This is a genomic window from Dokdonia genika (assembly GCF_042652845.1).
Taxonomy (GTDB): Bacteria; Bacteroidota; Bacteroidia; order Flavobacteriales; family Flavobacteriaceae; genus Dokdonia; species Dokdonia donghaensis.
On the sequence record NZ_JBHSHB010000023.1, the window covers coordinates 99,720 to 120,086 of the forward strand.

At 39.4% G+C, this 20,367-nt stretch carries 15 protein-coding genes; 3 read left to right on the forward strand and 12 right to left on the reverse strand.

Features of this window, described 5'->3' with window-relative positions:
* Positions 1-56: 56 nt before the first annotated feature.
* The 6 genes from asnS to pyrH form a co-directional block, all read right to left on the reverse strand.
* A complete protein-coding gene (asnS, locus tag ACFO5T_RS11690) occupies positions 57-1,499 on the reverse strand; it encodes an asparagine--tRNA ligase (protein ID WP_380034573.1) in 1,443 nt (480 codons plus the stop codon).
* 143 nt (positions 1,500-1,642) lie between these two features.
* Positions 1,643-2,188: a pyridoxamine 5'-phosphate oxidase family protein gene (locus tag ACFO5T_RS11695; protein WP_380034575.1), complete on the reverse strand. Its 546-nt coding sequence runs from the start codon at positions 2,186-2,188 to the stop codon at positions 1,643-1,645.
* Positions 2,189-2,264: 76 nt separating this feature from the next.
* Positions 2,265-4,682: an efflux RND transporter permease subunit gene (locus ACFO5T_RS11700; protein ID WP_380034577.1), complete on the reverse strand. Its 2,418-nt coding sequence runs from the start codon at positions 4,680-4,682 to the stop codon at positions 2,265-2,267.
* A gap of 151 nt (positions 4,683-4,833) precedes the next feature.
* Positions 4,834-6,954, reverse strand: coding sequence for a DUF5686 family protein (locus ACFO5T_RS11705; RefSeq protein ID WP_380034579.1), 2,121 nt, complete (start codon positions 6,952-6,954; stop codon positions 4,834-4,836).
* A gap of 79 nt (positions 6,955-7,033) precedes the next feature.
* Positions 7,034-7,591 (reverse strand): ribosome recycling factor, encoded by a 558-nt coding sequence (gene frr / locus ACFO5T_RS11710; RefSeq protein ID WP_380034581.1) that lies wholly within the window; start codon positions 7,589-7,591, stop codon positions 7,034-7,036.
* 55 nt (positions 7,592-7,646) lie between these two features.
* Positions 7,647-8,354, reverse strand: coding sequence for a UMP kinase (pyrH, locus tag ACFO5T_RS11715; protein ID WP_021778113.1), 708 nt, complete (start codon positions 8,352-8,354; stop codon positions 7,647-7,649).
* 214 nt (positions 8,355-8,568) lie between these two features.
* On the opposite strand from pyrH, the gene ACFO5T_RS11720 reads away from it, so the two are divergent.
* Positions 8,569-9,267, forward strand: coding sequence for a spondin domain-containing protein (locus tag ACFO5T_RS11720; protein WP_380034583.1), 699 nt, complete (start codon positions 8,569-8,571; stop codon positions 9,265-9,267).
* A gap of 75 nt (positions 9,268-9,342) precedes the next feature.
* Here ACFO5T_RS11720 and tsf read toward each other — a convergent pair whose 3' ends face one another.
* The 4 genes from tsf to rplM form a co-directional block, all read right to left on the reverse strand.
* Positions 9,343-10,308 (reverse strand): translation elongation factor Ts, encoded by a 966-nt coding sequence (tsf, locus tag ACFO5T_RS11725; RefSeq protein ID WP_021778115.1) that lies wholly within the window; start codon positions 10,306-10,308, stop codon positions 9,343-9,345.
* Between the two features lie 90 nt (positions 10,309-10,398).
* The gene (rpsB, locus tag ACFO5T_RS11730) at positions 10,399-11,199 is read right to left on the reverse strand and encodes a 30S ribosomal protein S2 (protein WP_380034586.1); all 801 of its coding nucleotides are present in this window, start codon (positions 11,197-11,199) and stop codon (positions 10,399-10,401) included.
* Between the two features lie 208 nt (positions 11,200-11,407).
* Complete coding sequence (gene rpsI / locus ACFO5T_RS11735; RefSeq protein ID WP_021778117.1) at positions 11,408-11,794, reverse strand: 30S ribosomal protein S9; 387 nt, start codon at positions 11,792-11,794, stop codon at positions 11,408-11,410.
* Positions 11,795-12,250, reverse strand: a complete 456-nt coding sequence (gene rplM, locus ACFO5T_RS11740) for a 50S ribosomal protein L13 (RefSeq protein WP_021778118.1) — start codon at positions 12,248-12,250, stop codon at positions 11,795-11,797.
* Positions 12,251-12,544: 294 nt separating this feature from the next.
* Here rplM and ACFO5T_RS11745 point away from each other — a divergent pair, with 294 nt between their 5' ends.
* The gene (locus ACFO5T_RS11745) at positions 12,545-15,238 is read left to right on the forward strand and encodes a DUF5916 domain-containing protein (RefSeq protein WP_380034589.1); all 2,694 of its coding nucleotides are present in this window, start codon (positions 12,545-12,547) and stop codon (positions 15,236-15,238) included.
* Positions 15,239-15,417: 179 nt separating this feature from the next.
* The gene (locus ACFO5T_RS11750) at positions 15,418-15,918 is read left to right on the forward strand and encodes a hypothetical protein (RefSeq protein ID WP_380034591.1); all 501 of its coding nucleotides are present in this window, start codon (positions 15,418-15,420) and stop codon (positions 15,916-15,918) included.
* An 87-nt stretch (positions 15,919-16,005) separates the two neighbouring features.
* On the opposite strand, the gene polA is transcribed toward ACFO5T_RS11750, so the two are convergent.
* Complete coding sequence (polA, locus tag ACFO5T_RS11755) at positions 16,006-18,855, reverse strand: DNA polymerase I (RefSeq protein WP_380034593.1); 2,850 nt, start codon at positions 18,853-18,855, stop codon at positions 16,006-16,008.
* Between the two features lie 490 nt (positions 18,856-19,345).
* Positions 19,346-20,359: an isoaspartyl peptidase/L-asparaginase family protein gene (locus tag ACFO5T_RS11760; RefSeq protein WP_380034595.1), complete on the reverse strand. Its 1,014-nt coding sequence runs from the start codon at positions 20,357-20,359 to the stop codon at positions 19,346-19,348.
* Between the last annotated feature and the right edge of the window lie 8 nt (positions 20,360-20,367).

Genomic DNA, 20,367 nt, shown 5'->3' on the forward strand with positions numbered 1-20,367 from the left:
CATTGGATTTTATGCGGAGTGTATGCTTTCGCGAAAGCGTACTAAAAAACTTTTTTCTAAAACTCTGCGTGACCCGGGAAACGTGGGTAAGGTATCACGTCGCGTATGTTTGTCATACCAGTCACAAAGAGTACAAGGCGTTCAAAGCCAAGGCCAAAACCACTATGTGTACACGTTCCGAACTTACGCGTGTCTAGGTACCAAGAAAGCTCCTCCTCAGAGATGTCTAAGGCTGCCATTTTTTCTTTAAGCACATCCAGACGTTCCTCACGTTGTGATCCTCCTACCATCTCACCTATACCTGGGAAGAGTACATCCATCGCTCGTACGGTCTTACCATCTTCGTTAAGGCGCATATAGAAAGCTTTAATATTTGCCGGGTAGTCAAATAAGATCACAGGGCACTTAAAGTGCTTCTCTACCAGAAAACGCTCGTGCTCAGACTGTAAATCTGCGCCCCATTCGTTTATAGGGTATTTAAATTTCTTTTTCTTATTAGGTTTACTATTACGTAAGATGTCTATCGCCTCTGTGTAGCTCACACGTTTAAAGTTGTTATCTACTATAAAGTGAAGCTTCTCACGTAGTGGCATTGCAGCACGCTCTGCCGCAGGCTTAGACTGGTCTTCTTTAGTCTGTCTTTCTTCTAGAAAGGCAAGGTCGTCTTGGCAGTTTTCTAGCGCGTAGCTTATCACATACTTGATAAAATCTTCGGCGAGGTCCATATTGCCATCAAGATCACAAAAAGCCATCTCTGGCTCTACCATCCAGAACTCTGCAAGGTGACGCGAGGTATTACTATTTTCTGCTCTAAAGGTAGGTCCAAAGGTGTAAATCTTACCTAGACCTAGCGCGTAGGTCTCTCCCTCTAGCTGTCCAGATACCGTAAGATTGGTCTCTTTGCCAAAAAAGTCTTTGCTATAATCTATAGTCCCATCTTCCTTACGTGGCGGGTTTTCTGGATCTAGTGCGCTTACGCGAAACATCTCACCAGCACCCTCTGCATCACTACCAGTTATAATAGGTGTGTGTGCGTGGTAGTATCCGTTTTTATTAAAGTACTCGTGTATTGCAAAAGAGAGCTTAGAGCGTAAACGCATAATCGCCCCAAAGGTATTTGTACGTACTCTTAGGTGTGCTTGCTCACGTAGCTTTTCTAGCGTGTGACGCTTAGGCGATAAGATGGTTTTTTTAAGCTCCTCTGGATCTGCATCACCTTCTATTACTACTTCTTTTACTTTAATCTCAACGCGTTGTCCTCCACCCTGACTTTCTTCTAGGGTACCCGTAATAGCCACTGCAGCACCTACGGTAATACGTTTAAGTAACGCAGGATCTGTATTTTCAAAATCAACCACACACTGTAGGTTATTTATCGTAGAGCCATCATTAAGAGCTACAAACTGGTTTGCACGAAAAGATCGTACCCACCCTTTTACGGTAAATTCTTGATGAATAGAATCACTACTCAGTAATTCTACTATAGGTGTATGTGTCATATGTGTTATTTTTTCAGGTTTGCTTGACAGTGGGCAAATATAAAAGTTTTTTGCCGTAGGGCGTAAGGTAAAACACCCTAACTTGAGCTAGCTGTGTGCGGTGGTAATGTGGGTTTTTAGTACGCTTTCGCGAAAGCGTAATTTTAAGGATTTATAAAGCGTCCTTCCCACTCATCATTAGTCTTTGTAAACGATGCTCGTATGTGGTTAGGCCTCTTAAGTTGAAGGTATTCTATCTGTGTAGGAGCAAATGCTATAATGGTAAAAAAATGCGTCGCTTCTAGATAAGAGACTTCATCTGGATTTGAAAGGGTAGCTCCAGGAGGCTGTGCGGTGGTATAATCTTTTTTTGAATTAGGTTGCACACCCGTGTAGTATTTGGCAAGCTCTGTTGGGTCTGTAATAATGCTTGCCGTCGCGGTCACCTTGACCTGAAGTAACTTTTTAGGGTGATAAAAAAGTAAACTGGCCGTAGGGTTTTGTAACAGCTGAGCGATTTTTGAAGATCTACTATCTGTATAGATACGTAGCGAGAGGTCGTCTTGTACTTGCCTCAGTACTACGGTGCGTAGCTGGGGGATACCACCTGCATCTACCGTGCCTAAAGTAAGGTATCTAAAAGGATGCCCTTTCTTATTAATACCTAGGGAGAGTTCCTTTTTTACCTCGTCAAAATATTGATCTAGCATCGCCTTTTTTTACAAAGATACGCGCTAGCGCTTAGCTTTATAAAAGTGTAATAGTCACTAGTATGTGTTTACAGGCTTATTGCTTGTCTTTAGTTTTAGTGCCAGCCGGATCTTCATCACCTTCACGATCTACAATTTGAAGTGCAGGTTCTTTAAAGACATCTTTATTTGCAATTTCAGACTCAAGAGAGAGTAGGAGTGATGGTAATAATAGAAGGTTTGCAAGCATTGCAAATAATAGCGTTGCACTCACAAGACCGCCTAGTGCCACTGTACCGCCAAAACTACTTATCATAAATACCGAGAAGCCAAAGAAAAGCACAATAGAAGTGTAGAACATACTTACTCCCGTCTCACGTAGTGAGGCATACACAGATTTTTTAATTTTCCACTTGTTTGCTTTGAGTTCTTGTCTGTATTTGGCAAGAAAGTGTATTGTATCATCTACAGAGATCCCAAAGGCAATACTAAAAACAAGAATCGTAGATGGCTTGATAGGGATGCCTATAAAGCCCATCATACCTGCTGTAACAAGTAGTGGTAGTAGGTTAGGGATGAGGGATACAATAATCATACGTAGTGATTTAAACATCCACGCCATAAATAAAGCAATGAGTAATATGGCTAGTGATAGGCTTATCACGAGGTTCATCACGAGGTAGTCTGTTCCTTTTTGAAAAACGAGAGCAGTACCCGTCATTGTCACCTCATAGCGCTCTTCCGGAAAGAGTTTATCGATTTTGAGCTGTATATTTTCTTCGGCACGCTCCATCTTGTCTGTGCCTACATCTTTCATAAATGTAGTGATTCTAGCATATTGCCCAGTACTGTCTACATAGGCTCCCATAAGGTTTTCGTCATTATCAAAACTCTTTGCATACGGCAGTATAAAGTTGCGCTCGTTGCTGGTAGGGAGTTGGTAGTACTTAGGGTTGCCATTAAAGTAAGCTTGCTTTGCATACTTCACAAGATTTACAATAGAGATAGGAGCAGAGAGCTCTGGTTGCTCTTCTATAGTAGTGCTTAGCTCTTCCATTCGTTTGAGGGTAGAGAGCTTCATTACACCTTGTTTTTTCTTGGTATCTATAAGAATCTCAAGCGGCATAATCCCATCAAACTCTTCTTCAAAGAACTTGATGTCTTTGTAGAAGCCAGCCTTTTTAGGCATATCTTCTATAAGCGAGCCAGAGATACTTATTTGATAGATCCCTATAATACTTAATGCAAGTAATAATACACTTGATGCATAAATGGTTGTACGCCTGTTGCGCACCATACGTTCCATCCAGTCTACAAAACCTTCTATCCAGTTTTTACCTAGGTGCTTGAGGTGTTTCTCCTTAGGAGGAGACATATAACTATATAAAATAGGAATGATGAGGAGGCATAATAAAAATATCGCAATGATATTTATACTCGCCACGACACCAAACTCACTAAGTAGCGAACTCTCTGTTAAGATAAAAGTCCCAAAACCAGAGGCCGTAGTAATGTTAGTCATTAAGGTGGCGTTACCCACTTTTGTAATCACTCGCTGGAGTGCTTTTACTTGGTTACCGTGATTTTTATACTCTTGCTGGTATTTATTTATTAAGAAAATACAGTTAGGAATCCCTATAACAATAATAAGCGGCGGGATGATCGCTGTAAGTACAGTGATTTCATACCCTAGTAATCCTAAAAATCCAAAAGCCCACATCACACCTATTATCACCGTTACCATAGAGATAAAAGTGGCTCTGTAAGATCTAAAGAAGAAGAAAAATATAAATGAAGTCACCAGTAATGCTGCACCCACAAAGATGCCTATCTCATCTATAATGTTTTGAGCATTTAGTGTGCGTATGTAAGGCATACCACTAGTGCGAACTTTAATGTCGTGTGCCGCTTCAAAATCTGCAATGGCAGGGATGAGGTCGTTCACCACAAAGTCCCTACGGGCTGGTGTGTTTATTAAATCTTTTTTGAGATATACCGCAGAGCGTACGGTACCGGTCTCTTTATTATAAATGAGATTCTCGTAAAAAGGTAAATCGTCAAAGAGTAACTTTCTGTAACTAGCAGCACTCTCTGCGGTGAGCGTACTGTCTGTCATAAAAGGCACAAGGTCAAAACGCTGTGGCTCCTCTTGCTTGTCTAGTATTTTTAAATCCTTAAGTGATAAAGAAAGTGCAACCGCATCTGCCTGAGCAATTCTAGCAGAGAGCTCATTCCAAGCGGTAAGTATTTCTGGGGTAAAGAGGCGCTCGTCTTGTATACCTAGCACGATGAGGTTACCCTCCTCGCCAAATTTATCTTTAAAATTTTGATACTCTAGATTTACCTCGTGGTCATCAGGCAGAAGATTTGCCTCCGTATATGTAAATCTCATATGACGCCACTGAAATCCTAAAAATACAGTAAACGCTAAGACAAGAATGATTATTAACGGACGGTTGCGTAGTATAATACTCGCTACCGACTCCCAGAAACCCTTACTTAGAAATTTTGCCATTGCCTTGTTTTAAGCCGTGCAAAGATATTCTTTTGAGAGCAGATACTTGGAGAAAATGCGAGCGGCTTGTGGGTAATGTGTAGACCGCTTTCGCGAAAGCGTAAAAAAATTAACCTAGGTTCATAAAAACATAAACAGCTAGGTCTGTTCACTAAAGTTTTAGGTTGAAGGTAAACTTAAATGCAATGTTGTCTTCCCAGTTAGGTAAGTGGTAGGCACCATAACGATATGTCAAACTCGTACCAAAACCGAAAAGAAGCTTATTGAGTTCAAAACCCGTTTCAGTATATCCCTTGCTTAATGAGCCAAAAGCGTCTATATCAAGGTGGTCTTCTGGATTGCGTATGTCGCCTAGCGCAAAACGACTTATAAAGACCATCTCTGGCTTGAAGCGCTTTGAGATATTAAAAGGTGCGAGTCTATGCTTGATTTGAGCAGTAAATAATCTATCTGAAAAGAACTCGCCAAAATACATAGTCTCAAAACTATTAACTCCTGCTACAGAGAATCGCTGTAATATGGTTTCTTTAGTGGGCGCATTTGGAAATGCGTGAAAGAGGTGAGTAATGGGTAAGTCTCCAAAGGCAATATTACCCTCAAGAAGAACTTCGGTTGCCGTTTTATTGAGTCTGTCTACACGATAAAACATTTTTGCAGCCAGTTTTGTAAATGCAAGATCGCCACCTAGGCCATCTACTGCTTGAGAGATTTGACCAGAGATGATGGGGTGACCCTCATAAACTGGAAGCACATCGCTATCTGTTTTTAAATATTTATTAGACGGGCTCCATCTAAAAGATGCTGTTGCCTCTGTTACGTCATAATCACGTATAATCTCACCATCTTTATTGTAGCGGTAGGGTGTGGTCTGATCTAAGCGCCTATGAGCAATTTGAAATTCAGATAATATTTGTGGGGTAAGTCTGTACTCTAGATTAATGCGCGTGGTGCGATGTTTGTAAAACTGTGTAATATTTACAAGGCGAGGCTCAAATAGTGAGTACACCCTGCGGTCTGTGAGATATGCATAGTTACCTACTTCCTCAAGGTCACTGTTATATGTCGCAGAGATCCAGGCACCTTTATCTGGATTAAGTAAGTAGCCTCCACCTATTCCATATTTAAGATCTTTATCCTTAAAACCGTATGCTGTGTAGCCTTCTAGCCTAAAGCGTTTTGAGAAAGACTCATTTGTAACGCCGCCTATGCCTAGTCGTAATCCTTCATAGTTATTAAACTTTACGGGGTAGGTAAGATCAAAATCAAAAGCTTTAAAGCTAAAATAGCCTATGCTAAAGTTGTTTGTAGTGCCAAGTCTACGTTCAATATTTTCGGCATTTACTATTTTTTCTATTTCAGAAAAGCTTCGCTTGTCTTTGGTAGTGAGATTTTCTGAACGATATTTTTTCCAGAAATCCTCTGGTCTATTGTTTGCCTCTTTGTCAAAGGTGATGGCATATTTTGAGAGTTCTTTATCTATACCCTCGTTAATCTTAAAATCACTCATTGTGGTAGTCGATACGAGAAACTTACGGCTCACAATATTTTCTACAACCTCATTTTCAATGGTGCCTATTGAGATACGACCTTTAAAGAAAGAAAGTTTTCTATCTTCTTCTCCTTTGTCTAAAAATAACTCCCTACGCACTGGGAGGTAAATCTCATTATCTTCTAGGTACGTGTATTCTTGGTTTAGAACGATATTGAGCTTATCGTTTATACGTACTTTGACATCTTTTATAGCAAGGGTTTCCCTGTCGAGTACCATTGTTCCTGTTAGCCCCGGGATGCGCTTAGGTGCTTTTGGGGTAAATGAAATAATGTAATCTTCTTCAGGTGCGGTTTCTTGAAGTGTATAGTTGTAATTACGTACGCCTCTTTTAGAAAGGATGCCGGCATATCTATTATTAAATATGACAAAATCACTGTCATAAAACGAGCGAGACTGTATGTTTACTGCAAAGACTTCATACCTTGGGTTTTTAAAACCAGCCAGCTGGTAGCCCATAATTTCTTCTGTAAAGTCGCTCTCACGGTCATATTGTACTAGACTAGCCTTTTCAGAAAAGAAGTTGTGTGAGCTCCCGTTGAGGCTGTCTGTGATAATCGTTTTCTCATATGCGTGTAGCGAGAATGACTCTAGCGCTTCTCGAGGGTCATTTTGTGATTTGTTATCAATTGCCTTTTGCACTATAGCATCTGCTGTAAGTGTGGTTTGGGCGCTTAGTGTAGCACTGCAGATAAACGAAAGGAATACGAAAATTATACGCATATAAATTGTTGTAACGTAAATGTATCAAAAAAGCGACCCAAGAGGTCGCTTTTTGTAATTGTTTAACTACTGTAAGTAATTACACAGTCATTATCTCTGTTTCTTTATTAGCCAGAACTTCTTCTATCTTTTTGATATGAATATCAGTAAGTTTTTGAATATCTACTTCGGCATTTGCTTTCTCATCTTCAGAGGCGCTGTCTACTTTTTTGATATCGTTATTTGCGTTTTTACGATCATTACGTACACCTACTTTTGCGTCTTCTGCTTCAGCTTTCGCTTGCTTTACAAGCTCTTTACGACGCTCCTCTGTAAGTGGTGGTACGTTTATAATAACACTCTCACCGTTATTCATAGGGTTGAACCCTAGATTACCATTTATAATGGCTTTTTCTATTTCTTGAATAATAGACTTCTCCCAAGGTTGGATAGATATTGTGCGACCATCTGGTGCAACTACATTTGCTACCTGACTAAGAGGCGTTGGACTCCCGTAGTAATCTACCATTAAACCTTGAAGCATTGCAGGGCTAGCTTTTCCAGCTCTAATGGTGAGTAAGCGTTTCCCCAGGTGCACGATGGCATTATCCATCGCTTCTTTTGCACTATCTATTATAAATTTTAAATCTTCGTTCATCGTAATATTAATTGTGATAACAAGTTTACAAAAATTGAGCCAATATTCTGCGTTCTTAGTTTACAGTAGTACCTATAGAATCATCTCCAGAAACAACCTTCATTAAGTTGCCTCGTGTATTCATATCAAAAACAATGATAGGTAATTCATTTTCTTGACTAAGGGTAAATGCAGTTGTGTCCATTACCTTGAGCCCTTTGCTTAGTACATCATCAAATGATATATGATCATACTTCACAGCGTCTGTATTCTTTTCTGGATCTGCTGTATAAATACCATCTACACGAGTTCCTTTTAAAATTACATCTGCTTCAACCTCTATTGCTCTAAGCACAGCTGCAGAGTCTGTGGTAAAGTAAGGGTTACCAGTTCCTCCGCCAAAGATTACTACACGCCCTTTTCTAAGGTGACTCATAGCTTTGCGACGTATAAAAGGTTCTGCAACTTCATTTATTTTTATAGCAGTCTGAAGTCTTGTTTTTACATCTGCGGCTTCAAGTGCATCTTGTAATGCTAGGCCGTTTATAACCGTGGCGAGCATTCCCATATGATCACTTTGTACACGATCCATACCCTTGCTTGCTCCGGCTACACCTCTAAAGATGTTACCACCACCTATAACAATAGCAACTTCAACACCTTTTTCTGTTACTGCTTTGATATCTTCTGCATATTCTGCTAGACGCTTTGGGTCAATACCATATTGACGTTCTCCCATTAATGCTTCACCAGAAAGCTTAAGTAAAATTCTTTTGTATTTCATAATATCTAAGATTATGCAAATATAATGTTTAAACCTTTTTTTAAAATCACATAATGTAAGAAACCAGCATTATTTAAATAGGGAAGCGATGATTAGGGGTTAGATTTTATAAAAGCTTACCCCGCATCTACTATTCTTTAGTATCTTTAGTTTCCTTATGGGTGAGTTAGACCTCACGCCAGAAAATAAATATTAACAAACTCAAAACAAGGAAATGAAATTTAAATTTAAATATGCTTTTGTAATAGTGCTTAGTATGGTAATACTTAGTTGTGGTGATGATGATGGTAGTCCTGCTGGAGAGCCAGATAGCGGGACTGATTTTGAAGGAAATGCAACAGCAGAGTATACACTTAGCTTTGAAACATCATTTAGTGAAGAAATGTTTCCCGAAGAATATCCAAGTAACCCTAGCTTTGGTCCAGTGGTCGCAATCATACATTCTCCTAATATAAATGTTTTCCAAACTGGAAGTGTCGCAAATGATGGACTTGCTGCGTATGCAGAGTCTGGTGATGTAGATGCGCTAGCTACTGCTTTAGAAAGTCAGCAAGGTCAAAGTGAAGGTTTGTTTTTAATTCAAACAGCTAGTAATGCTAGTGCTGTAGGAACATCGTCTTTTGATATTACTTTTACACCAACTAGAACAAGAGTGACTTTTCTAGCAAAGCTCAACCCTAGTCCAGATTGGTTTGTAGGAGCCGCATCACTAGATATTGTAGATGGTAATACTCTTAAGGAAGAGATTCAAACAGGTCTTGTATTGCTTGATGCTGGTACTAAGGCTGGAGAAACTTATGAGTCATCTTCTGTTTCAGAAAATAACACAATAGGAATTTGTGTAGATGCCCCATATGCTGGTGATGGTCCTTTTGTAGAGAGTTTAGGAAATCTCACTATCACGAGAAACTAATAGAATTTAAACATTCTATATACTAAAAAAGCCCCCACATTGTGGAGGCTTTTTTTATGGATAAGTTCTAAACTATTAAGTTAAAGAAACTCTTTTAAATCCTTGTACAGATGCATCACCTTTAGAAGCAACAAATTCTGCTACGTTCTGGCTGTCGTCCATAATAAAACGTTGGTCAAGTAGTGCCTGCTCGTGATCTAGAGTAGTGTTATCTGCTACAAAACGCTCAACTTTACCAGGAACAATTTTGTCCCAGATTTGCTCAGGCTTTCCTTCTGCTTTTAACTGCTCTTTGATATCTGCTTCTGCCTTTGCAAGTACTTCAGGAGTAAGTTGCGACATAGAGATATACTGAGGTACATTCTTTAAAGTCTTACCAAGACGTCCAAGCTCGATGTTATCTTTTTCGATAGCTGCAATTCTTGCTTCAGTTTCTGATGCAACATATGCTGGATCAAAATCTTTGTAAGAAAGTGTAGTAGCACCCATAGATGCAACTTGCATAGCAACACTCTTTGCAACCTCTGCAGCATTATCTGTAGCAGCAGTAAGTCCTACTAGAGCACCTATCTTGTTACCGTGTACATAAGAACCTACAAAAGGAGCTTCTAATGTCTCGTAACCACCTATTTCAATTTTTTCACCAATAACACCAGTTTGCTCGATAAGCTTTTCTGCAACTGTCATCCCATCAAAGTCTGCAGCAAGCATCTCATCTTTAGAATTTACAGAAAGAGCGATATCTCCCATTTTGTTAGCAAGTTCAACAAATGTATCGTTCTTAGTAACAAAGTCAGTCTCACAGTTAAGTGATACTACAACTCCGCGAGTGTTTGCGTCGTTAATCTTTGCAACAACAACACCTTCAGAAGAGTCTCTGTCTGCTCTCTTTTCTGCAACTTTTTGTCCTTTCTTACGAAGTACAGTTACTGCGTTGTCAAAATCACCTTCTGCTTCAACGAGGGCCTTTTTACAGTCCATCATTCCAGCACCAGTAGCTTCTCTTAATTTTTTTACGTCTGCGGCTGTTATGTTTGCCATTTGTATATGTTTTAAAATTGAAAAAAGTCGTCTAATCGTTTTCCGCAAAGAAAAGAATTAAACGACCTTTTAGTATTAACTTAATGTTATTTACTCTTCTTCTTCACTTGCAGCTACGGCAGCTTTTGCAGGCTTAGCTTTAGGAGTTTTTGCTTCTTTTTTAGGAGCATCTGCACCTTCTTTTTGAGCATCTTTTCCAGCTTTGCGGTCTGCAAGACCAGCGCTAACAGCGTCAGAAACAAAACCTACTATCTTGTCGATAGATTTAGAAGCATCGTCATTTGCAGGGATAAGATAATCTACCTCTCTTGGATCAGAGTTAGTATCTACCATTGCAAAAATTGGAATGTTTAATTTTTGAGCTTCTTTAATCGCGATGTGCTCTCTCTTAATATCTACAACAAATAGAGCGCCAGGAAGACGTGTCATATCTGATATAGAACCAAGGTTTTTCTCAAGCTTCTCACGAAGACGGTTCATCTGTAGTTTTTCTTTCTTAGAAAGTGTATCAAAACGACCATCTTGTTTCATACGGTCAATTGTCTGCATTTTCTTAACTGCTTTACGTATAGTAACAAAGTTAGTAAGCATTCCACCAGGCCATCTTTCTGTGATGTACGGCATATTTGCGTTACGAGCTTTTTCTGCTACGATATCTTTAGCTTGTTTTTTGGTAGCTACAAAGAGTATTTTTCTACCAGAAGCAGCAATCTTTTGTAGAGCCTCGCAAGTCTCTTCAATTTTTGCTGCAGTTTTATAAAGATTGATGATGTGTATCCCGTTACGCTCCATATAGATATACGGTGCCATATTTGGATCCCATCTTCTTGTGAGGTGTCCAAAGTGTACACCTGCATCAAGCAATTCTTTTATTTCGATGTTGTTTGCCATTTTTGTAATAGTTTACGTTCCGTTGGACATTAAAATTAGCAACTCCGTGTTACGAAGTTTAGATGCTAAACTAACCTTATTAAGATTCCGCTTTCGCGAAAGCATAATAAGCAACGACAACATTTCAATTAATTTAAATTTTTAAAAATAAGTAATTCTAAATCTCGCTTGCCATATAGCCTGAGCCACTTGCAAGTGAAGCGATATATTAACGCTTTGAGAATTGGAACTTCTTACGTGCTTTCTTCTGACCAAATTTCTTACGCTCAACCATTCTTGGGTCACGAGTAAGAAGACCTTCTGGCTTAAGGATAAGACGATTTTCTTCGTCTAGTTCACACATCGCTCTAGAAAGAGCAAGTCTGATAGCCTCTGCCTGACCAGTGATACCACCACCATATACGTTTACATTAATGTCAAAGTTACCTTCGTTGTTTGTTAAAACAAGTGGCTGGTTTACTTTGTACTGTAATGTTCCAGTAGGGAAGTAGTTGTTCAGTTCTTTTTTGTTTACAGTGATTTTACCTTCTCCTTCAGTAAGATAAACACGAGCTACTGCGGTCTTACGACGACCGATTTTGTGTAAAGTCTCCATTTACTTGATTTCGTTTAGGTTAATGGCACGAGGCTTCTGCGCTTCCTGATCGTGCTCTGCTCCTGCATACACTTTAAGGTTGCGGAAGATTGCACTCCCCAATTTGTTTTTAGGTAACATCCCTTTTACGGCAGCTTCTACTACACGTGTTGGATCTTTATCGTAGAGTTCTCTAGCTGTAAGACTACGTTGCCCTCCTGGGTATCCAGTGTGACGGATGTATGATTTTTCCGTCCACTTGTTTCCAGATAATTGCACCTTTGCAGCGTTTATGATAACAACGTTATCTCCACAATCTACGTGAGGTGTAAAACTAGGCTTGTACTTACCGCGTAAAAACTTAGCTACGATAGAAGACATACGTCCTAGCGTCTGTCCTTCTGCATCTATCAAAACCCACTCCTTGTTTACGGTAGCTTTGTTTGCAGATACTGTTTTGTAACTTAATGCGTCCACACTAATTAATTTTAATTAAACATTCCATTTCCCGTCTAAAAACGGGTTTGCAAAAGTACATAAAATTATTTATCACACAAACCTCTGTATCACTATATTTTGTAAGCATTTTTTTTCAATAATATATTCTATCATTTACAGTACTTTTTTGGTCTATATAATAGGTGTTGTTTACGCTTTCGCGAAAGCGATATTTTACCCCACAAAAGTTAATAAAATCTTAAAAAACTGTTTAGGTTGTCACAACGCTTGTTTTTATAAGTCTCTCTAATATCATCAACCAAAAACAACCTAATGTATCTTACAGTCAATCGCCTACGAGCAGTAATCATTCTTTTCTTTCTAAGTTCCCTGTCTCTATTTGCTCAAGTAGACTCTACCAAAATAGCCATTGCAAGAAAAGTCTATACCACAAATACCTTTACCGGTGACGCGCCTAAAATAGATGGAAACCTATCTGATGGTGCCTGGGCTAGCGTGCCGTGGTCTGCAGATTATTTACAATTTGAGCCAGATGTAGGCACACCGCCTACACAGCAAACTAAGATGAAAATCACCTATGATGCAAAAAATCTGTATGTGGCCTTTCACTGTTTAGAGAGTGATAAGTCAAAACTAGAAAAAAGATTAGGCCGCCGTGATGACTTTCCGGGTGATTGGGTAGAGATTAATATAGATAGTTATAATGACGATCGTACAGGTTTCTCATTTACAGCCTCTGCCTCTGGAGTAAAAGGTGATGAGTTTATATCAAATAACGGAAACTTTGATAGCAGCTGGAATCCTATCTGGTATCTCGCCACCTCAGAAGATGAAGAAGGGTGGACGGCAGAGATGCGTATCCCGTTAAGTCAGTTGCGTTTTAGTGCAGATGATGAGCAGGTGTGGGGTATACAGTCTACAAGACGCTACTTTGCAAATGAAGAGCGTTCTACCTGGCAACCTCTGCCGGCAAATCCTCCTGGCTGGGTAAGTGAGTTTGGAGAGCTGCGTGGTATAAAAGGAATAAAACCTCAAAAGCAATTAGAAATACAACCCTTTGTGCTGGGGCAGTACGATACTTTTGAAGAAGAGGCGGGTAATCCCTTTAGAGATGGAGATGATTTTAGTGGCAACGTAGGTCTTGATGCAAAAATTGGTATCACAAATGACCTTACACTCGATCTTACGGTAAACCCAGATTTTGGACAAGTAGATGCAGACCCTGGAGCTATAGCGCTAGATGGATTTGAGATTTTCTTTCAAGAGCGTCGACCTTTCTTTGTCGAAAATAAAAGTGTCTTTGATTTTAGAGTAGGTGGTGGTGCAGATAATGTGTTTTTCCCGAGACGTATAGGGAGGACTCCACAAGGATTTACTACCTCAGACCCAAGTAAGGGAGAGTATGAAGACTTCCCTATTAATACAACCATACTAGGTGCTGCAAAATTTAGCGGAAAAACTAAAAACGGTTGGACTATAGGTGTACTTGAAAGTGTCACGGCAAAAGAGTTTGCAGAGATAGAGCTAGATGATAGAGAAGAAATCACAACACAACTGGAGCTTAGCGATGAGCTAGGTACAAAAAGAGAAGAACTGGTAGAGCCTCTTACTAACTACTTTGTGGGTAGAGTTCAAAAAGATTTTAATGATCGTAACTCTTTTATAGGGGCCATATTTACAAACACAACACGTAATATGGAGCGTAGCTTAGACTTCTTGCATACACAAGCCTACTCTGGCGGTATAGATTTTAACCATAACTGGAAAGATCGTAAGTATTACATAACTGGTAGAGGGATTATAAGTCGTGTTAACGGAGATCCTCAGGCTATACTCAATACACAAACCTCACTTACACATTTATATCAACGTGTAGATGCAGACCACGTAGCGGTAGACCCTAATGCTACAAGCCTCTCTGGTACAGGAGGAAATCTTGCCATAGGTAGAGGTAGTGGTAAATGGCGCTATGAGCTAGGGGGTAACTGGAGGTCTCCAGGTCTAGAGCTCAACGATATAGGCTTCTTGCGTCGTGCAGACCGTATTGTACAATTTGCAAGTGTAAGACGCTTCTGGAACAATTCTACCTCTTGGTATAGACAAGCAAATGTAGGTGTAGAGCAAACTACACAGTATGATTTTCAAGGTAACTTTAATCGCATTCAGTATGAAGGTAGGGCAGAGATAAACTGGAAAAACAACTGGTTTACAGAAGTAGGTGGAGCGCACAAACCTCGCATATTTATAAACTCATTTTTGAGAGGAGGACCACGCTGGAGGTTTAATGAAGAAAACTTTTACTTTGTAGCCGCAGGTACAGACCAGCGTAAAAAGTTGAGTGCAGTTGCGATTTATGTAAACTCGCAAGCAAAGCAAAATAACTTCTCATTTAATCAGTACGAGCTTAGACTTAACTACCAGCCGCTAGATGCATTAAGTTTATCACTCTCTACAGTCTATGAGAAAAACCCAAACAGAACGCAGTATGTATCTCAACAAGCTTATGAGCCTGCCCAATATAATACGAGGTATATAACAGGAGCGATTAATCAAGAAACGTTGAGCGCAACACTACGTGTTAATTATAATATCAACCCTAATTTTACCATACAGTATTATGCGCAGCCGTTTATAGCAAAAGGAACCTATACTAAATTTAACTATGTAGCAGATAGTGAAAACGAAGATCTTAACAAGCGAGTAACCTTATTTAATCAAAACCAAATAAGTACTGTAGATGGTGGTTATACTGTAGATGAAGATGAGGATGGAAGTGTAGATTATGCCTTTGGAGATCCAGATTTTAACTTTGTTCAATTTAGATCAAACCTCGTAGCGAGATGGGAATATAAGCCTGGCTCTGAGTTGTTTTTAGTCTGGTCGCAAGGTATCGAAGGTGGAGCCTCTACAGAAGATAGCCTCTTTGACGCGGCAGATAGTCAGATACTTGGACAGCAAATCAGGAATACATTTTTAGTAAAATGGACGTATAGATTTGTATTGTAATAAAAATTATGCCCCAAATGCACCCCAAAACTTGTATGTAGGTTTTGGGGTTTTTTACGCTTTCGCGAAAGCGTAACATCTCATATTTACATTAAGTGATGTGCGAGAAAAATAATTTTTAACGGTATATCCTTAACTACGATTAATACGTTATATCTTTGTCGAGTTAAAAAAAATAAATGAAACAAAGTCTATATCTCTCACTATTACTACTTGCTTTTATAAGTTGTGGTACAGATGAGTCTAAAGAAAAGTCTCCTATTGCAGAGGCGACTTATAGACAAATTTCTTACACAGTAGAGACGGCTATAGACTTAAACAATGATGGCGTTGCCTCTACAGATTTACTTGAAGAAAATGAGCAGGTACTCAATCCTCAAGAAATAACCTTTACAGCAAAAAACACTGTCATACCGCCTTATGCAATTACAACTTGCGTGACCGAGAACGGTGATCACCTTATGGAATTTGTATGCATAGTGGTTGAAAATTATATACAAGCACCCAGTTACACAATTAATGGTAATACGGTTGTTATAGAAACGGGTCTAATAGGAGAATTGTCACAAGATCTTGACACCTTAAGGTTTCAAGAGTTTCTTAATAGAGATCATCTCAATAATTATCCTCACGGAGATTTTAATAATCTTGCAGCAGTCTCAACATATGTGAGAGAGTAGTGTAGGGATTATATAAATAAAACTATAAAAGCCAAATGAGAAGTTATTCTTATTTGGCTTTTATTGTAATGAGATGATTGTGTTTTTTTAGTGTGCTTCTAGCCAGTTTTGACCTAAGCCTACTTCTACATCTAGAGGTACTGCCATTTTAAAAGCACTTTCCATTTCGGTTTTGATAAGTTTTTTAATATCATCAAGCTCAGTGTTTGGCACATCAAAAACAAGTTCATCGTGTACCTGAAGAAGCATCTTTGTTTTGTAATCACTATTTTCTAGCTTTTCAAAAATATTAATCATTGCAATCTTAATAATATCTGCTGCGCTTCCTTGTATAGGTGCGTTTACAGCATTACGCTCTGCAGCACCACGCACAACACCGTTGCTTGAGTTAATACCATTAAGGTAGCGACGCCTATCTAGAACTGTTTTTACATACCCATTTTCTCTAGCAAAATCTACAAGCTCACTCATATAGTTGCGTAGCTTAGGGTATGATTTATAATAGTTGTCTATAAGTTCTTTTGCTTCTCCTCGGGATAGGTCTGTCTGGTTAGAAAGTCCAAAGGCAGAGACACCGTATATAATACCAAAGTTTACTGTCTTTGCATTACTACGTTGCTCTCTTGTTACCTCTTCCAGTGGTACATTAAAAACTTTTGCCGCTGTACTAGCGTGAATGTCTTCACCATTTGTAAAGGCTTGTATCATATTTTCTTCCTCGCTTAGAGCTGCTATAATACGTAGCTCAATTTGAGAATAATCTGCTGCGAGCAGTGTGTGGTTTTCATCTCTAGGGACAAATGCTTTACGCACCTGGCGGCCGCGCTCTGTACGTATAGGGATGTTTTGTAGGTTAGGATTGTTAGAACTTAACCTTCCCGTCGCTGCTACGGTTTGCATATAGTCTGTATGTACACGACCATCTTGAGCAACTTGCTCTGGCAATGCATCTACATATGTAGACTTTAACTTAGATAGCCCGCGGTAGTCTAGTACTTTCTGGATGATATCGTGATCTTTTGCAAGGTATGATAGTACATCTTCTGCAGTTGAGTATTGTCCTGTTTTTGTCTTTTTAGGCTTGTCTACAAGCTTCATTTTGTCAAAAAGAATTTCGCCTAGTTGCTTAGGTGAAGATATTTTAAACTCTTCTCCAGCTTCTTCATAAATCTCAGAAGTAAGACGTTCTATATCTGCATTAAGATCACCAGATAAGCTTTCTAAGAAGTTTACGTCTAGGTTGATTCCTTCTACTTCCATTGCTGCAAGCACTCTAAGTAGTGGAATCTCAATGTCATTGAATAATTTACGCGTGCCCGCTTCATCAAGCTCCTTCTCAAAGTGCTGTTTGAGTTGGAGGGTAATATCTGCATCTTCTACGGCATACTCTGTTTGCTGGTCTAGTGGCACGTCGCGCATTGACTTTTGGTTTTTCCCTTTTTTACCTATCAGCTCTGTTATAGATACAGGCGTGTAGTTAAGGTAGGTCTCTGCCAGTACGTCCATATTATGACGCATATCTGGGTTAATGAGATAGTGTGCAAGCATTGTGTCAAAAAGTTTACCCTTAACTTTTACATCATACTTTGCAAGGACCTTAATGTCGTATTTGAGGTTTTGACCTATTTTTTCAATCCCAGTATGCTCAAAAAATGGCCTTAATTCTTCTATAAGTGCTTGTGCTTCATCTTTACTTTCTGGAAACGGTATGTAATATCCCTTACCAGCTTCCCAAGAAAAAGCGACTCCTACAAGCTCTGCCACAAGCGGGTCGAGCCCTGTAGTTTCTGTGTCAAAGCATACAGAAGTTTGTTTGAGTAGATTTTGTATAAATAGTTTTCGCGCAAGCGGGCTATCTATTGTCTGGTAAAAGTGCTGTGTATCTTTTATAGTTTTACGTGTAGAGGCATCTGCTACGGTTGCTGCAGTAGCGCCACCATCTCCACCAAAAAGTGAAAACTGTCCAGCACCTGCTGCAGTAGCTGCTTGCTTCTTTGCAGATGGGGTAGAAGATACCTGCGTGCCTTGCTCTGCCTCACCAGAAAAGATTTTTACAAACTGGTCTTTCATACGTCTAAACTCCAGCTCGTCAAACTTCTTTGTAACCGCCTCTGCATTTGGTTCTGAGAGTTCATAATCTTTTGCGTCAAACTGCACGTCACAATCTAGCATTATAGTTGCGAGTTGTTTAGAAAGAAGCCCCAGCTCTGCATTTGCAATAACCTTTTCTTTCATCTTGCCCTTGAGCTTATCTGTATTTTCAAGAAGCCCTTCCATAGAGCCGTATGCTGCGATAAATTTCTTTGCCGTTTTATCACCTACACCTGGAAGTCCCGGTATGTTGTCTGACGCATCACCCATCATCCCTAGATAATCTATAACTTGCTCTGGACGCTCTACTTCAAAACGCTTTTGCACTTCTGGGATTCCCCATATCTCTATACCATTACCCATACGAGCAGGCTTATACATAAATATGTTTTCTGAGACTAGTTGTGCATAATCCTTATCTGGTGTAACCATAAAGACTTTAAAGTCTTCCTTTTCGGCTTGTTTTGCAAGGGTACCTATAAGATCATCTGCCTCTACACCTTCACGTTCAATAATGGGAATGTGCATAGCCTTAAGTATTTCTTGTATATGAGGTACCGCTATGCGTATCGCTTCTGGAGTTTCGTCACGATTTGCTTTATAATCTGCATAAGCTTCAACACGAGCAGAGCTTCCGCCCTTGTCAAAAGCAACAGCTAGGTGGTCTGGTCGCTCTCGTTTTATAACATCAAAAAGGCTATTTGTAAACCCCATTATAGCACTTACATCCATACCAGAACTTGTGATACGCGGGTTTTTAATAAGAGCATAATATCCTCTAAAAATCAATGCGTATGCATCTAGTAAAAAAAGTCGTTTCTGAGTATTTTCGGCAGTATTAGTCACTTGAGATGGGTTTTATAACGCTTTCGCGAAAGCGTAGTGCGATAAACTCAAATGTAAGAAGATGCATTCGGAATAGCGGGCACTGTTAATAAATTATACGAGGGTAAGAAAAAAATCATTTTTAAAATAAAATGAACTAGGGCCATTAAAACGAAGTAGAAAAAACCTAACATTTGGGAATAAAGAAAGCCAAGCAAAAATGCTTGGCTTTCACCCCAAATCATAATTGATTATTAAAAGTCAATTACAACAGTCTTAAATATTTTTCGCCCTAAGGCTTATACAAATATATAACAATTCTTTGATTTGTTTATTGTTACTTTTTAAAAGGATTAACAAGAATGTTAATTATATAGTTGAATTTCAAGGGTTAAAGATAGTAGATTTTTATAGTGGCTACATTGTTAAAAATCCATAAACCTTTAATTGAGTAGTTGGTCGTCAAAAATACGCTTCACGTCTATTTATTAAGATAATTTTGGTTGTAGATTCAGCTTTTGTCACTATTGTAGTAGCTAGAAGTTATATTTTTATTCTCACCATTTTGATATTTCATCATTGTAAAACCTTTATGTATACAGTGGCTTCCTACCTCACCAGATTTATTTATGGCGATGTAGGCTATTTGAAAATCTTTATATCTAGGTCCCTTTTTTGTAATTCTTGTAATGGCTTCTTCGCAGGCTTTTTGGGGGCTCATCCCACCGCGCATCAACTCAACTATCAAGAAGCTTCCTACCGTTTTTAAAACCTCTTCACCCATACCTGTAGCCACGGCACCGCCCACCTCGTTATCTATAAATAATCCAGAGCCTATAATAGGAGAATCTCCCACGCGACCTTTCATCTTATAGCCTAAGCCTGAGGTTGTACATACACCAGCAATATCACCGTCTTTGTCTATAGCGAGCATTCCTATAGTATCGTGGTTTTCTATATTAATTTCTGGTTTATAGTCACTAGTTTTGAGCCATTCTTGCCAGGCATTTTTACGCTCTTCTGTGAGTAGATTTTCTTTTTTGAATCCCTGCTGGTATGCAAACTCCTCTGCGCCTTTACCTGCAAGTATTACGTGTGGCGTGTCTTCCATCACTTTGCGGGCGAGGGCGGCTACGTTTACAATATTTTCTACGGCGAGCACGGCGCCACAGTCACCTTGAGGATTCATAACACAGGCATCTAGAGTCACATTGCCCTCTCTGTCTGGAGTTGCACCTATACCTACAGTGGTGTTTTCTATGTTTTCTTCTTCTACGGCAACACCGGCAATGATTGCATCTAGAGCAGAAGAACCAGTTGTGAGTAATTCCCCAGCTTTTTCTGTAGCGCCAGAAAACCCCCAAGTACAGATAGCGATGGGTGCTGGTTTTTGTTGCGCTTTCGCGAAAGCGGAATTATTATCCTTGCTGTTTTTGACATTATCATCACAGCTTAGTATACTTGCTCCAGTAGCAATACCCGCCCCAGCTACCGCCGAACGATTTATAAATTTTCTTCTATTCATAATAGGTG

Excerpts from the sequence above, each read along its gene's own strand:
- asnS (WP_380034573.1), bottom strand. The coding sequence starts at position 1,499 with ATGACACATACACCTATAGTAGAATTACTGAGTAGTGATTCTATTCAT.
- ACFO5T_RS11695 (WP_380034575.1), bottom strand. The coding sequence starts at position 2,188 with ATGCTAGATCAATATTTTGACGAGGTAAAAAAGGAACTCTCCCTAGGT.
- ACFO5T_RS11700 (WP_380034577.1), bottom strand. The coding sequence starts at position 4,682 with ATGGCAAAATTTCTAAGTAAGGGTTTCTGGGAGTCGGTAGCGAGTATT.
- ACFO5T_RS11705 (WP_380034579.1), bottom strand. The coding sequence starts at position 6,954 with ATGCGTATAATTTTCGTATTCCTTTCGTTTATCTGCAGTGCTACACTA.
- frr (WP_380034581.1), bottom strand. The coding sequence starts at position 7,591 with ATGAACGAAGATTTAAAATTTATAATAGATAGTGCAAAAGAAGCGATG.
- pyrH (WP_021778113.1), bottom strand. The coding sequence starts at position 8,354 with ATGAAATACAAAAGAATTTTACTTAAGCTTTCTGGTGAAGCATTAATG.
- ACFO5T_RS11720 (WP_380034583.1), top strand. The coding sequence starts at position 8,569 with ATGAAATTTAAATTTAAATATGCTTTTGTAATAGTGCTTAGTATGGTA.
- tsf (WP_021778115.1), bottom strand. The coding sequence starts at position 10,308 with ATGGCAAACATAACAGCCGCAGACGTAAAAAAATTAAGAGAAGCTACT.
- rpsB (WP_380034586.1), bottom strand. The coding sequence starts at position 11,199 with ATGGCAAACAACATCGAAATAAAAGAATTGCTTGATGCAGGTGTACAC.
- rpsI (WP_021778117.1), bottom strand. The coding sequence starts at position 11,794 with ATGGAGACTTTACACAAAATCGGTCGTCGTAAGACCGCAGTAGCTCGT.
- ACFO5T_RS11745 (WP_380034589.1), top strand. The coding sequence starts at position 12,545 with ATGTATCTTACAGTCAATCGCCTACGAGCAGTAATCATTCTTTTCTTT.
- ACFO5T_RS11750 (WP_380034591.1), top strand. The coding sequence starts at position 15,418 with ATGAAACAAAGTCTATATCTCTCACTATTACTACTTGCTTTTATAAGT.
- ACFO5T_RS11760 (WP_380034595.1), bottom strand. The coding sequence starts at position 20,359 with ATGAATAGAAGAAAATTTATAAATCGTTCGGCGGTAGCTGGGGCGGGT.